This window comes from Mesorhizobium sp. B4-1-3 (assembly GCF_006439355.1).
GTDB lineage: Bacteria > Pseudomonadota > Alphaproteobacteria > Rhizobiales > Rhizobiaceae > Mesorhizobium.
The window spans coordinates 83,974-97,145 of sequence record NZ_VFTG01000002.1 but is presented as its reverse complement, the minus strand read 5'-3'; the positions used below and the strand labels follow the sequence as shown (position 1 = coordinate 97,145).

Annotated in this window: 7 protein-coding genes; 3 read left to right on the top strand and 4 right to left on the bottom strand. The window is 64.0% G+C overall.

Annotated features, from left to right (window positions below; genetic code table 11):
• The first annotated feature begins 314 nt into the window (after positions 1-314).
• Positions 315-2,684, top strand: a complete 2,370-nt coding sequence (locus FJW06_RS03350) for an aminomethyltransferase family protein (protein ID WP_140747949.1) — start codon at positions 315-317, stop codon at positions 2,682-2,684.
• 268 nt (positions 2,685-2,952) lie between these two features.
• The gene (locus FJW06_RS03345) at positions 2,953-4,662 is read left to right on the top strand and encodes an APC family permease (protein WP_140747946.1); all 1,710 of its coding nucleotides are present in this window, start codon (positions 2,953-2,955) and stop codon (positions 4,660-4,662) included.
• A gap of 65 nt (positions 4,663-4,727) precedes the next feature.
• Here the strand turns inward: FJW06_RS03345 and FJW06_RS03340 are convergent, their stop codons facing one another.
• The 4 genes from FJW06_RS03340 to FJW06_RS03325 all read right to left on the bottom strand — a co-directional run bounded on the left by FJW06_RS03340 (position 4,728) and on the right by FJW06_RS03325 (position 11,955).
• On the bottom strand, positions 4,728-7,880 hold the full coding sequence (locus FJW06_RS03340) for an efflux RND transporter permease subunit (protein ID WP_140747943.1): 3,153 nt from the start codon (positions 7,878-7,880) through the stop codon (positions 4,728-4,730).
• 310 nt (positions 7,881-8,190) lie between these two features.
• Complete coding sequence (locus FJW06_RS03335) at positions 8,191-9,363, bottom strand: efflux RND transporter periplasmic adaptor subunit (protein WP_246674525.1); 1,173 nt, start codon at positions 9,361-9,363, stop codon at positions 8,191-8,193.
• A gap of 59 nt (positions 9,364-9,422) precedes the next feature.
• Entirely contained in the window at positions 9,423-10,028 is a 606-nt protein-coding gene (locus FJW06_RS03330; RefSeq protein ID WP_140747940.1) for a TetR family transcriptional regulator, read from the bottom strand.
• 286 nt (positions 10,029-10,314) lie between these two features.
• A complete protein-coding gene (locus FJW06_RS03325; protein WP_140747937.1) occupies positions 10,315-11,955 on the bottom strand; it encodes an acyl-CoA synthetase in 1,641 nt (546 codons plus the stop codon).
• 201 nt (positions 11,956-12,156) lie between these two features.
• On the opposite strand from FJW06_RS03325, the gene FJW06_RS03320 reads away from it, so the two are divergent.
• The gene (locus FJW06_RS03320) at positions 12,157-13,122 is read left to right on the top strand and encodes a sugar-binding transcriptional regulator (protein WP_140747934.1); all 966 of its coding nucleotides are present in this window, start codon (positions 12,157-12,159) and stop codon (positions 13,120-13,122) included.
• Positions 13,123-13,172 lie beyond the last annotated feature (50 nt).

Here is a 13,172-nt window from a genome sequence, read left to right as displayed (position 1 = left end):
GCCCTGCCGGGCATTTCTCCCCGTAAACGGGGAGAAAGAAGCTGGGAACGCGCCGCGCCTTTTCTGCGGCATTGGCGATTGGCGAAATCGAAGGCGGCAGCGTCCTTCGCCCCGTTCACAGGGAGAAGGTGCCCGAAGGGCGGATGAGGGGCAGCGCCGGCGTTCGAAGGACAAGCATGTCGGCAAATCACCTCGCGGCGATTGCATCGAGAGCACCACCGCAGCCTTGCCAAACGCATTCCCCCTGCTATTCTCTCAGCGAAAATAATTTTACACACAGGCAAACTTGTTTCTCGCTCGGAGGAGGGTTTGAGATGAGCCAGTCGCCCTACCCCGCCGTCCTGTCCGGGCCACCCAAGCCCAGCCTGATCCTAAGGCCCGGCGAGATCCGCCTGCCGCCCGGCCTGGAGCGCTACACGGTGCAGGGCAATGGCGCGGTGCTGATCGACGTCGAGGCGGGCGACAGCGTCAGCCTTATCAATGTCGAGGGCGGCCAGCCTTGCGAATTGCTGGCCTGGGACAAGTCCGGCGCAACCGATCCCGGCATTTTTGGCGAACGGTCGAACAGCAATGCCGCCGGCATCAAGGCGCTGCTCGCCGAAGGCGACGACAGCCTTTCGGCGTTGCGCCTCAGCCTCGAGCACCGCAAGGTGGAGCTCGACCAGCCGAAGGCCGTGCGCGTGTTCGGCGGCGCCACGCCGGCCGGCACCGAGCAGAGTTTTTCCGTCCAACGCAGCGGCGCGCTGCTGATCGCGGCGCCCGGCGGCCCGATGCTGGTCGACGGCCACAACACGGCGACGCCGCTCACCGTGCTGGTGCGCCGCGCCACCATCCGCCTGAAGACAAGAGGGCAGCTTGCCGATCCGCTCGCCGATCCTGTGCTCGATCTGCGCGTGAAATCGGCGACCGCTGAATCCTATTTCGTCAAGGCGGGCGACTATCTGCAGATCATCGATGTCGACGGTCGGCAATGCACCGACTTCCAGTGTTTTTCGGCGCGCAAGCTGGATAAGCGACGCGACTTGCCGCTCGACGTGACGACGACCCGCACGCTGATGGGCTCGGCCTATCCGATGCCGGGACTGCATTCGAAATATTACGACCAGGACATGGAGCCGCTGGTCGAGGTGGTGCAGGACACGTGCGGCCGGCACGACGCCTTCGCGCTCGCCTGCGCCGCCAAATATTACGACGACATCGGCTATCCGGGCCACACCAACTGCTCGGAGAATTTCAACAAGGCGCTGGCCGGCAAGGGTGTCACGCCCCGCGCCGGCTGGATGGCGATCAACTTCTTCTTCAATACGGCGATCGACGCGCATGGCGTGATGGTGTCGGACGAGCCATGGTCGCGGCCGGGCGACTATGTGCTGCTCAGAGCCCTGACCGACATCGTCTGCGTGTCCTCGGCCTGCCCGGACGACACCACGCCCGCCAATGGCTGGGACCTCACCGACATCCATGTGCGGACCTATTCCGGCCAGCACAAATTCTCGCGAGCGATCGCCAGACGCATGAAGCCCGACTCGGAACCGAAAATGACCCGCGAGACAGCTTTTCATTCGAGCTTTGCCAAGCACACGCGCGACTTCGTCGAATACAGGGGCTATTGGCTGGCCAATTCCTTCGCCAAGGAAGGGCCCATCGCCGAGTACTGGGCCTGCCGGCAGGACGCCGTGATCATGGACCTGTCGCCGCTGCGCAAGTTCGAGGTCACCGGGCCGGATGCCGAGGCGCTGCTGCAATACACGCTGACCCGCGACGTCAAGAAGCTCGGCGTCGGCCAGGTCGTCTATACAGCGATGTGCTACGAGCATGGCGGCATGATCGACGACGGCACGCTGCTCAGGCTCGGCAAGGACAATTTCCGCTGGGTCGGCGGCGACGATCTTTCCGGCGAGTGGCTGCGCGAGACGGCAAGGAAACTCGGCCTCAACGTGCTGGTGCGCTCCTCCACCGACCAGATGCACAATATTGCCGTGCAGGGGCCGAAGAGCCGCGAGATCTTGAAGGAGGTCGTCTGGACCTCGCCGGTGCAGCCTTCGATCGGCGAGCTCGAATGGTTCCGCTTCGCGGTTGCGCGCATCGGCGGCGGCAACGGCGTGCCGGTCGTGGTCTCGCGCACCGGCTATACGGGCGAGCTCGGCTACGAGATCTGGTGCCATCCGCGCGACGCCGAAAAGGTGTTCGACGCGATCTGGGAAGCCGGCCAGCCGCACGGGCTGAAGCCGATGGGCCTGCAGGCGCTCGACATGGTGCGCATTGAGGCCGGGCTGATCTTCGCCGGTTACGAGTTCTCCGACCAGACCGACCCGTTCGAGGCCGGCATCGGCTTCACCGTGCCGCTCAAGACGAAGACCGATGACTTCATCGGCCGCGATGCGCTGATCCGGCGCAAGGAACATCCGCAGCACAAGCTGGTCGGGCTCGACATCGATGCCAACATCCCGGTCGGCCATGGCGACTGCGTCCATGTCGGCCGCGCCCAGATCGGCGTCGTAACCTCCGGCATGCGCTCGCCGGTGCTCGGCAAGACCATCGCGCTGGCGCGGCTCGACGTCACCCATGCCGAGATCGGCACGGAGGTCGAGATCGGCAAGCTCGACGGCCACGCCAAGCGGCTGCCCGCGCGCGTCGTCGCCTTCGCGCATTATGACCCGCAGAAGACCAAACCGCGCTCCTAAAAAAGCCGAGTTCCAAAAGCCTCCCAAGGCTGATCCGAACCCTCGCCGACCGCCGCCGGCGGCGGTCGGATCAATGTTTCGCAAGCGTGATGTGCATGACATCCACAAAACGCTTGACGCGAAAGCGCGTCGGGTCAATCTTCACTCTTAAGAAAAAAATACGACTGAGTGGAAACACGATGGGTCGACGGTGATTTGCCGGGGAGCAAGCTTCGCCTGAGCCGAAGCGTCGCCGGCGGGGAACAGAAAAAAGGGGAAGACACAAGATATGAGCACGATAACCACGGCCCTCGAGCAGCCTGCCGAAAGCAAGCTGCTCAGGCATATCGACTGGCGCGGCGCCTTCTGGGTGGCAAGCGGCGTTCCGGCACTGGTCCTGTTCTCGATCGGCGGCATTGCCGGCACGACCGGAAAGCTCGCCTTCCTGATCTGGACGGTGTCCATGATCATGGGCTTCCTGCAGTCCTTCACCTATGCCGAGATCGCCGGCCTGTTCCCGAACAAGTCGGGCGGCGCCTCGATCTACGGCGCGACCGCCTGGTTGCGCTATTCGAAGTTCATCGCACCGCTGTCGGTGTGGTGCAACTGGTTCGCCTGGACGCCGGTGCTGTCGCTCGGCTGCTCGATCGCCGCCGCCTATATTCTCAACGCCCTGGCGCCGGTGCCGATCTTCACAGAGAATTCTGCCGAAGTGATTGCCTATATCGCGGCCCATGCCGGGACGGCGCCCGCCGACGCGATCGCCGCAGTGACCGCCGCCGCGACGCCGGCGATCCGCACATGGTCGCTGTGGGGCCACACGCTTGGCCCGGTGTCCTTCACCTTCAACGCCACCTTCTTCATCGGCGCCGTGCTGATGCTGATCATCTTCTCGATCCAGCATCGCGGCATCCTCGGTACGGCCAGCGTGCAGAAATATATCGGACTGCTGGTCATCATCCCGATGCTGATCGTCGGCGTCGTGCCCATCTTCACTGGCCAGATCGACTGGGCGAATTTCTCGCCGCTGGTGCCGCTGGCCACCGCTTATGCGCCAGATCCCGGCTCCTGGAACATTGCCGGCTGGACGCTGGCGCTCGGCGGCATGTTCATCGCAGCATGGTCGACCTACGGCTTCGAGACCGCGGTCTGCTACACGTCGGAATTCAAGAACCCCGGCACCGACACCTTCAAGGCGATCTTCTATTCCGGCCTGCTCTGTATGCTGCTGTTCATTCTGGTGCCCTTCACTTTCCAGGGCGTGCTTGGCTTGAACGGCATGCTGGCGACGCCGATCGTCGACGGCTCGGGCGTCGCCGACGCGCTGGCCGGCATGGTCGGCGGCGGCAAGCTGATCCACAGCCTGCTGGTCATGTTGATGATCCTGGCGCTGGTGCTCTGCATCATGACGGCGATGGCCGGCTCCTCGCGCACGCTCTACCAGGGCTCGGTCGACGGCTGGCTGCCGCGCTATCTCAGCCACGTAAACGAGCATGGCGCGCCGACGCGGGCCATGTGGACAGATCTCTGCTTCAACCTGATCGTGCTGGCGATCGCCTCGGCCGACGCGACGAGCTTCTTCTTCATCCTCGCCGTGTCGAATTGCGGCTACATCATCTTCAACTTCCTCAACCTCAACGCGGGCTGGATCCATCGCATCGATAACGGCCACATCAAACGGCCGTGGAAGGCGCCGAGCTGGCTGCTCGGGATCGGCGCCATCTTCGCCTATGTCAACGCGATCTTCATGGGCGCCGGCGCCAAGGTCTGGAACCCGATGGCGCTGTGGGCCGGGCTGTTCACCGCGGCGCTGATCATCCCGGTGTTCTGCTTCCGCCACTACATCCAGGACGGCGGCAAGTTCCCCGAGCACATGCTGGCTGATCTCGGCATGTCGGGAGCCGACCTCAAGGTCAAGAAGGCCGGCATGCTGCCCTATCTGACACTCGTTGCCGGCATCATCGTCGTGCTCATCGCCAACTGGATCTTCGTGATCTGACGAGCTAGCGGCCGCCCCCGCGGCAAAGGGAAGCCGGCCGGCCCACATTGGACCGGCCGGTTTTGTTATTCCGCGGCCAGGGCCAGCTGCGGCCGTTCGATGCCTTCGACCTTTTCCGGCTCGGGCGCCTGCTCGTCGGTCTTGGCCTTCTTGGGCGCGCGGCCGAAGAACAGGGCGTAGCCGGCCGGTAGCACCAGGATGGTGAGCACCGTGGCGACCAGGATGCCGCCCATCATGGCGTAGGCGAGCGGTCCCCAGAAGACGGCACGCGAGATCGGGATCAGCGCCAGCACGGCGGTGAGCGCCGTCAGCATGATCGGCCGGAAGCGGCGCACGGCGGCACCCACAATCGCTTCTGATCGCTCCATGCCGGCCGCGATATCCTGGTCGATCTGATCGACCAGGATGATCGAGTTGCGCATGATGATGCCGAGCAGCGCGATGACGCCAAGGATCGCGACGAAGCCGAACGGCGCGCCGCTGATCAGCAGCGCCGCGGCGGCGCCGATGATACCGAGCGGACCGGTGGCCAGCACCAGCATCGATTTGCCGAAATGCTGCAGCTGGACCATCAAGAGTACGACGATGATGGCCAGCATGATCGGCGCCTTGGCCGCGATCGAGGCCTGGCTCTCGGCAGAATCCTCGGCGCCGCCCTGGATCTCCACCTTGTAGCCGGGCGCGAGGCCGGCGCGCAGGTCCTTCATGTCGTTGTACATCTTGGTGACGACGTCGTTCGACTGCACGCCGTCCGGCAGCGTGGCGCGCACGCTGATGGTCGGTAGGCGGTCGCGCCGCCATTCGATGCCCTGCTCCATGACGGGCACGACCTTGGCCACCTGCGACAGCGGCACCGAGCCGCCGAAGTCGGTCGGGATGTAGACCGAATCGACCGAGGAGAGCAGGTGGCGGGTCGCATCCGGCTCGCGGGCGACGATCGAGACCGTCTCCTCGCCGTCGCGGAAGTCGTCGAGCGGCGCGCCGGACATGGTGGCCTGCAGCATCTGGCGGATGCGCTGCGAGGTGACGCCAAGGGCGCGGGCGCGGTCCTGGTCGATCACCAGCTTCATCGCCGGCACCGGCTCCAGCCAGTCGTCATGGATGGCGCCGAGCAGCGGATTGGCCTGGAACTTCGCCTTCACCTCGTCGGCGATGCGGCGCACCTCCTTGCGGTCCGGGCCCATGATGCGCATCTGCACCGGCCAGCCGGTCGGCGGACCGAGGAAGAGACGGTCGACCTTGCCGCGGATCGAGGGGAAGTCCTTGGCGAGGATGCCGCGCATCCTGACGATCAGCCGCTCGCGCGCCGGCTCGTCCTTGGCCATCACCAGGAGCTGGGCGAAGTTCGGGTTGCGGAGTTGCTGGTCGAGCGGCAGGAAGAAGCGCGGGGCGCCTTCGCCGATATAGGTGGCGATGAAGCGCTTGTCGGGATCGTCCATCATCCTTGATTCCAGCGCCTTGGCCTGGTTCTCGACCTCCTTGATCGAGGTGCCTTCCGGTAGCCACAGATCGACGAGGATTTCCGGACGCGAGGATTGCGGGAAGAAGTTCTGCGGGATGAACTGAAACGCCCACAGGCTGGTGGCGAAGGTGACCAGCGTCATCGCCAGAACGATGATGCGGTGGCGCACGGCCCAGGTGACGGTGGCGCGCAGGCGGCGGTAGAAACGCGTGTCGAAGACATCGTGGTGGGTGCCGGCGTGCTTGCGCTGTTTCAGGATCATGTAGCCCAGCCACGGCGTGAAATAGACCGCGACGAACCACGACACCACCAGCGCGATGCCGACGACGTAGAACAGCGTGCGCACATATTCGCCGGCGGTGGAGGCGGCGAAGCCGACCGGGATGAAGCCCGCCGTGGTGATCAGCGTGCCGGTGAGCATCGGGAAGGCGGTCGAGGTATAGGCGAAGCTCGCCGCCTCGATCTTGACCAGTCCCTCCTCCAGCTTTCGTTCCATCATCTCGACGACGATCATGGCGTCGTCGACCAACAGGCCGAGCGCGATGATCAGCGCGCCGAGCGAGATGCGCTGCAAGTCGATGCCGATCTCGTACATGATGGCGAACGTCGCGGCGAGCACGAGCGGGATGGCGATGGCGATCACCAGGCCCGAGCGCCAGCCGATCGACAGGAACGACACGACGAGCACGATAAGCAGCGCTTCGCCAAGCGCCTCCATGAACTCGTTGACCGCATCCTTGACGACCTCGGGCTGGTCGGAGATCTGGTCGACCGAAACGCCATAGGGCAGCCCGGCCTCGAAACGCTGGTAGGTCGCCTCGACATCCTTGCCGACATCCCTGACGTTGAAGCCCTTGGCCATGACGACGCCGACCTGGACGCTCTCGTGGCCGTTGAAGCGATATTTGCGCTCGTAAGGATCCTCGAGGCCGGAAGAGACGGTGGCGATGTCGCCGAGGCGCGTCACCTGGTTGCCGGAGCGCAGCCTCAACTCGCGGATGTCGGCAGCCCTGGTGACGTCGCCCTCGACGGAGATGCGCACCGAGCGCAGGCCGGTGTCGACGGAGCCTGCCGGAACGACGGCGTTCTGCCCTTTCACGGCGTTCTGCAGGTCGAGGATGGTCAGGCCACGCTCGGCCAACGCCTTTGACGAGACGTCGATATAGATCTTCTCCGGCTGGTCGCCGATGATGACGGCCTTCTCGACGCCGGGCGTCGTCAACAGCATGTCGCGCGCCTGGATGGCGAACTTCTTCAGCTCCGGATAGGTGAAGCCGTCGCCGCTGATCGAATGCAGCGTGATGAACGTGTCGCCGAACTCGTCGTTGAAATACGGACCGAGCAGGCCTTGCGGCAACTCACTGGAAATGTCGCCGACTTTCTTGCGCACCTGATAGAAGGCGTCCTTCACCTCCTCGGCGTTGGTGTCGCCCTTGACCTGAAGCGTGATGATGGCGCTGCCGGCGCGGGTGTAGGAGCGCACGAAGTCGAGATGCGGCGTTTCCTGCAGCTTGCGCTCGATCTTGTTGACGACCTGGTCCTCCATGTCCTGGATCGAGGCGCCCGGCCAGATCGCCTGCACCACCATGACGCGGAAGGTGAAGTCTGGGTCTTCCTTCTGGCCCATGCGCATCAGGCCGAGCGCGCCGGCCAGGATGATCAGCCCGAACAGGAAGCGCGCGATGCTCGGATGTCCGATCGCCCAGCGCGAGAGGTTGAAAGGCCGCTTTTCAGTGCTGCTGTCCGTCGTGGTCATGGCACAAGTCCAGTCCAATTGGTCGGCAATGCACGCTCGGCATTGCCTGTGAATTCTCGGTCGGGTTTCCGGGCGGCGAGACCCTCAAGCGGAGAGAGACTCGCAAATCGCGCTGGACGCGGCGCTGCTGCGGGGGAAGTCAACATGCCGGCATCTCACGATCGGGCGTCCGCCGCCCGGAACCCATGCCTTCCCCGGCTCGCGGCTCGACGCAGCGAGAGCGGGAAAGCGTCTGTTACGCCTGACTCCAGGTTTTAGTTCGATGCATGTCGTTCTCCCAAAACCGCTTCGCACTTTTGGGCGACAAGCATCAGCGCAGGCTGCTGGTGGTCGCGACGTCATTCTCCGCCGAGGCGGATTGCTGGGCGTCGCTGGAAAGCTTGACCTTCAAATTGTCGGTCATGAACTGGGTGCCGGCCGCGACCACGACATCGCCCTGTTTCAGGCCGTCAGCCACGGCGACGCCGTCGGCGGTGAAGCTGGCGACCTTGATCGGGCGCGGATGCACCGTGTCGGAGGCGCGATCGACGGTCCAGACGATCTGCTTGCCGTCCTTCTCGGTCATCGCGGTCAGCGGGATCGAGACGAGCTCAGCCTTGCTGCCGACGGTCGCCTGGACATTGGCGGTCATGCCGAGCAGCACGCGCGGATCGTTGGGCAGCGAGACCCGGACCGCGAAGGTGCGCGACTGCGGATCGGCGCTGCCGGCGACCTCGCGGACCTTGCCGTCAAGGGTGAGCCCCTCATCCGACCAGAAGCTCGCCTTGACCTCCTTACCCGGACGGAAGCCGGCGATGTCCGTCTCCGGCACCGCGATCGACACTTCCTTCTCGCCATCGACCGCGACGGTCATGACCGGCGTGCCGGCGGCGACCACCTGGCCGACATCGGCCGAGATGGTGGTGACGATGCCGTTCTTGCTGGCCTTCAGATCGGCGTATTGAACCTGGTTCTGCGCCTGGGCCAGCGTCGAACGGGCGGCATCACGGGTCGCCATCGCCTGGTCGTAAGTCAGCCGCGCCTGGTCGAGCTGCGACTTCGGCGCGAAATTCTTGGCGTAGAGCTGCTCGGCGCGCTTCCTGGCAAGGTCGACGGTCTCGACCTGGCGCTCGGCAGCGTCGAGGCTGGCCGCGGCGCTCTTCACCGACAATTGGTAGTCGGCGGGATCGATGCGGGCGAGCACGTCGCCCTCATTCACATGCTGGCCGATGTCGACCAGGCGCTCGGTGACCTTGCCGGCGATGCGAAAGCCGAGATTCATCTCGGTGCGGGCGCGCACCGAACCGGAATAGTCGAGTTGGCGGGTGGTCTGCGCCTCGCCGATCTCGACAACCTTCACCGGCCGGACGACTTCCTGGACGACCTCGGCCTTCTCCTGGCTGCAGCCGGCAAGGCCGAGCACTGCCGCGATGACGGCGGCGGTTGGGAGGCCTGCGGCCGGCAGTCGTCGCAGAATGGAACCGGAGAGAATGGAATTGGACAAAGACACCTTAGCACTCCCGAACTGGAGATGATTTGTCGGCCGCACGCGGCGGACAGCTTCTATTTCAAGGCTCTGATGGCGTAGTCGATAAGTTCGTCGGGCATCGCCCGGTTGGTCTTGGCAAGGCACTGCGCCACCATCTGCGGGTGGCACAGAATGACGGTCGCGGCGCCGAAGCAGCGCGAGGCCGTCTCCGGATCCTGCTCCCTGAACTCGCCGGCCTCGATGCCCTCGCGGATCACCTCGGCATAGAGGTCGTGAATTCTGTTCACATGCGCATCGATGACGCTCCAGTCGCGCTCCAGCGCAACGATGACCATCTCATGCACCTTCTCCTGGTCGAGCATGACCTCCAGCGTCATTTTGTACTGGGCATGAATGTAGCGACGCAGCCGCTCCTCGGCGCTGACCGGGAGATGCATGATCTCGTAGGCCATCTTGTAGCTGGCGCCGAGCATGCGGCCGCAGACGGCCTGGTGGATTTCGATCTTGGAGGCAAAGAAGCGGTAGATGTTGGCCGGCGACATGCCGAGTTCGCGGGCGATGTCGGCAACATTGGTCTTGCTGTAGCCGTAATGGCGGAACAGCCGCTCGGCGCAGTCGAGAATGCGGGTCACATTCTCCTGTCTGGCGGGGTCTGCCACTACGTTGGCGGCTTCGGACATGGCGGCTTTCGTTTGATGAGTGATGAATTTCAATTTTCGTCAGTCGTAAAACGAAAGCGACGACGAGTCAACGCGGAATCGACGTACGCGTATATTTGGTGACAGATGGTGACAGGAAGAGGTGGTGCAATGAGCCACGTAGGCGATTAGCCATTAACGCCCGTGCTGTCGTCATCTTAGGGCGGAGCAAGGAGCGTCGCTTCGCGACTGCTCCACCATAGGATGACGAAATCACAGGGCGACGGCGAAAATTGTCAACGTCGCGGCCACGGCGGAAGGAGCGAACCTACGCCCCCTTCGCCATTTCCCTCAACCTGAACTTCTGGATCTTGCCCGTCGACGTCTTCGGGATTTCCGCGAACACCACCGCCTTCGGCACCTTGAAGCGGGCGAGCAGTCCTCGGCAATGCTCGATGATCTCGGCCTCGGTCGCGGTCTTGCCGGGCTTGAGCTCGACATAGGCGACCGGCACCTCGCCCCATTTTTCGTCCGCACGCGCCACCACGCCGCAGGAGGCGACCGACGGATGCTTGTAGAGCGCGTCCTCGACTTCGATGGAGGAGATGTTCTCGCCGCCCGAGATGATGATGTCCTTGGAGCGGTCCTTGAGCTGGATATAGCCGTCGGGGTGCATGACGCCAAGATCGCCGGAATGGAACCAGCCGCCGGCGAAGGCCTCGTCGGTCGCCTTGCGGTTCTTCAGGTATCCCTTCATGACGATGTTGCCGCGGAACATGACCTCGCCGATGGTCTTGCCATCGGCCGGCGTCTCCACCATGGCCTCTGGGTTCATTACCGTGAGGCCCTCGAGCGCGGCATAGCGCACGCCCTGTCGCGCTTTTTTCGCTGCCCTGAGGCCCTTCTCCAATCCATCCCACTCATTGTGCCATTCGTTGACGACGGCCGGGCCGTAGGTCTCGGTCAGGCCGTAGAGATGGGTGACGGCGAAGCCGGCATCGGCCATGCCGGACAGCACGGCCTCCGGCGGGGGTGCTGCAGCGGTGTTGAAGGTGACAGTCTGCGGGAACTGGCGCTTGTCCTCGTCCTTGGCGTTGATCAGCACCGACATGACGATGGGCGCGCCGCAGAGATGGGTGACGCCATGGTCGGCGATGGCGTCATACATCGGCTTTGCCCGCACCCAGCGCAGGCAGACATGGGTGCCGGCCTGCACGGCCAAGGTCCAGGGGAAGCACCAGCCGTTGCAATGGAACATCGGCAGCGTCCAGAGATAGACTGCGTGCTTGGCCATGCCGGCATGGATGGTGTTGGTGTAGGCCATCAGCGCGGCACCACGATGATGATAGACGACGCCTTTCGGATTGCCTGTCGTGCCGGAAGTATAGTTGAGCGAGATGGCGTCCCACTCGTCATCCGGCATCGACCAGGCGAAAGCCTCGTCGCCGCCGGCGAGAAAATCTTCGTAATCGAGCGTGCCGATGCGCTCGCCTTTCGGATAGGGCGCGTCGGCCGCATAGTCCGGGTCGTCATAGTCGATGACCAACGGCTTCACCTTGGCCAATGCCAGCGCTTGCCTGACGACGCCCGAGAATTCGCGGTCGAAGATCAGCACCTTCGAATCGGCATGGTCGAGCTGGAAGGCGATGACGGCGGCGTCGAGACGGGTGTTCAGCGAATGCAGCACCGCTTTGGTCATCGGCACGCCGAAATGCGCTTCCAGCATCGGCGGCGTGTTGGACAGCATCACCGTCACCGTGTCGCCCTTGCCGATGCCGCGCTTGGTAAGTGCGGAAGCAAGCTTCAGCGAGCGGCGCCAGAAATCGCGATAGGTGATGCGCTGGCTGCCATGGATGATGGCGATGTGCTCGGGATAGGTCTTGGCCGCGCGCTCGAGATAAGTGAGCGGCGTCAGCGGCTGGTGGTTGGCGGCGTTCCTGTCGAGATCCTGTTCGTAGGGATTGGCCATCCCGTTCTCCCCGATGTCTTTTCGAGCTTTCTAACGTTAGGCCTGCCGTCACGCTATCCCCCTTCCGCGGCTGAAAATGCTATGCTGCGCCGGCTTGGTAGAATAGCGATCCGGATTGAGACGCGCCGCGAGGCGATCTCGGCTCTCATGTAAATTTGACTTTTGTCGAGAGCCGTGACTATTGTCAGCCGAGGAGGCGGCATGGCGATCAGACCGGCAGAACAGCTCATCCACAAAGCCGCCTGGCTTTACTATGCACATGGCCTTCGCCAGGACGAAGTGGCGAACCAGCTCAACATTTCCCGCGCCTCGGTCGCCATGTATCTGCGCAAGGCGCGCGAGACCGGTATCGTCAACATCTCGACCTCGACGCAGCTCTTCACCGACGATGTCATGGCACGCAAGGTCGAAGACGCCTTCGGGCTCGACGCCGTCTGGATCGCGCCGGAAAACGCCTATCTCGCCGATCCCTCGACCGATATCGCGGTGCTTGCGGCGAGCGTCTTCCTCGAGCTGGTGAAGAAGGGCGACCGCATCGGCGTCGCCTGGGGCCGCACGGTCTACACCATCGCCGACATCATGTCCTTTGCCGACCTGCAGGACGTCACCGTGGTACAGCTTTGCGGCAATCTCGGCGCGCCCTATTCCTACCGGCCCGACCAATGCACGATGGAGATCGCGCGACGGCTCAACGCCAAGGGCCTGAACTTCTATGCGCCGCTGGTTCTGTCGACGGAGGGGCTGGCGAAGAGCCTGCGCGGCGAGCCGGTGATCCGCGACCAGCTGGCCGGCATCGCCGATTGCGACCTGGCGCTCTATTCCGTCGGCGCGGTCGATGCGGACAGCCATCTGGTGAAATGCGGCGCGCTGTCGCCGGCCGAGATGGAAGCGCTGCGCAGCCAGGGTGCCGCCGGCGTCATCGCCGGGCAGATCATCGACGCCAGGGGCGAAGTGCTCGACTGCAGCTACAACCGGCGCGTCATCTCCGCCGAGCTCGCCTCGCTGCGCGCCATCGAGAAGCGGCTGATGGTGGTGCAGGAAGACACCAAGTTCGAGCCGCTGCTTGCGGCCATCGCCGGCGGGCTCTGCACGCATCTGGTGGTCGGTGCGCATATGGCCGAGCGCCTGCTCCAGCACGCCGGCGCCGCAATCAAGAAGGCCTCTTAGACCCCCACGCCGCTTCTGTCATACAGGCGTCGCGGCTTTCTGTTCATGAG

Excerpts from the sequence above, each read along its gene's own strand:
- FJW06_RS03340 (WP_140747943.1), bottom strand. The coding sequence starts at position 7,880 with ATGACCACGACGGACAGCAGCACTGAAAAGCGGCCTTTCAACCTCTCG.
- FJW06_RS03325 (WP_140747937.1), bottom strand. The coding sequence starts at position 11,955 with ATGGCCAATCCCTACGAACAGGATCTCGACAGGAACGCCGCCAACCAC.
- FJW06_RS03320 (WP_140747934.1), top strand. The coding sequence starts at position 12,157 with ATGGCGATCAGACCGGCAGAACAGCTCATCCACAAAGCCGCCTGGCTT.
- FJW06_RS03330 (WP_140747940.1), bottom strand. The coding sequence starts at position 10,028 with ATGTCCGAAGCCGCCAACGTAGTGGCAGACCCCGCCAGACAGGAGAAT.
- FJW06_RS03345 (WP_140747946.1), top strand. The coding sequence starts at position 2,953 with ATGAGCACGATAACCACGGCCCTCGAGCAGCCTGCCGAAAGCAAGCTG.
- FJW06_RS03350 (WP_140747949.1), top strand. The coding sequence starts at position 315 with ATGAGCCAGTCGCCCTACCCCGCCGTCCTGTCCGGGCCACCCAAGCCC.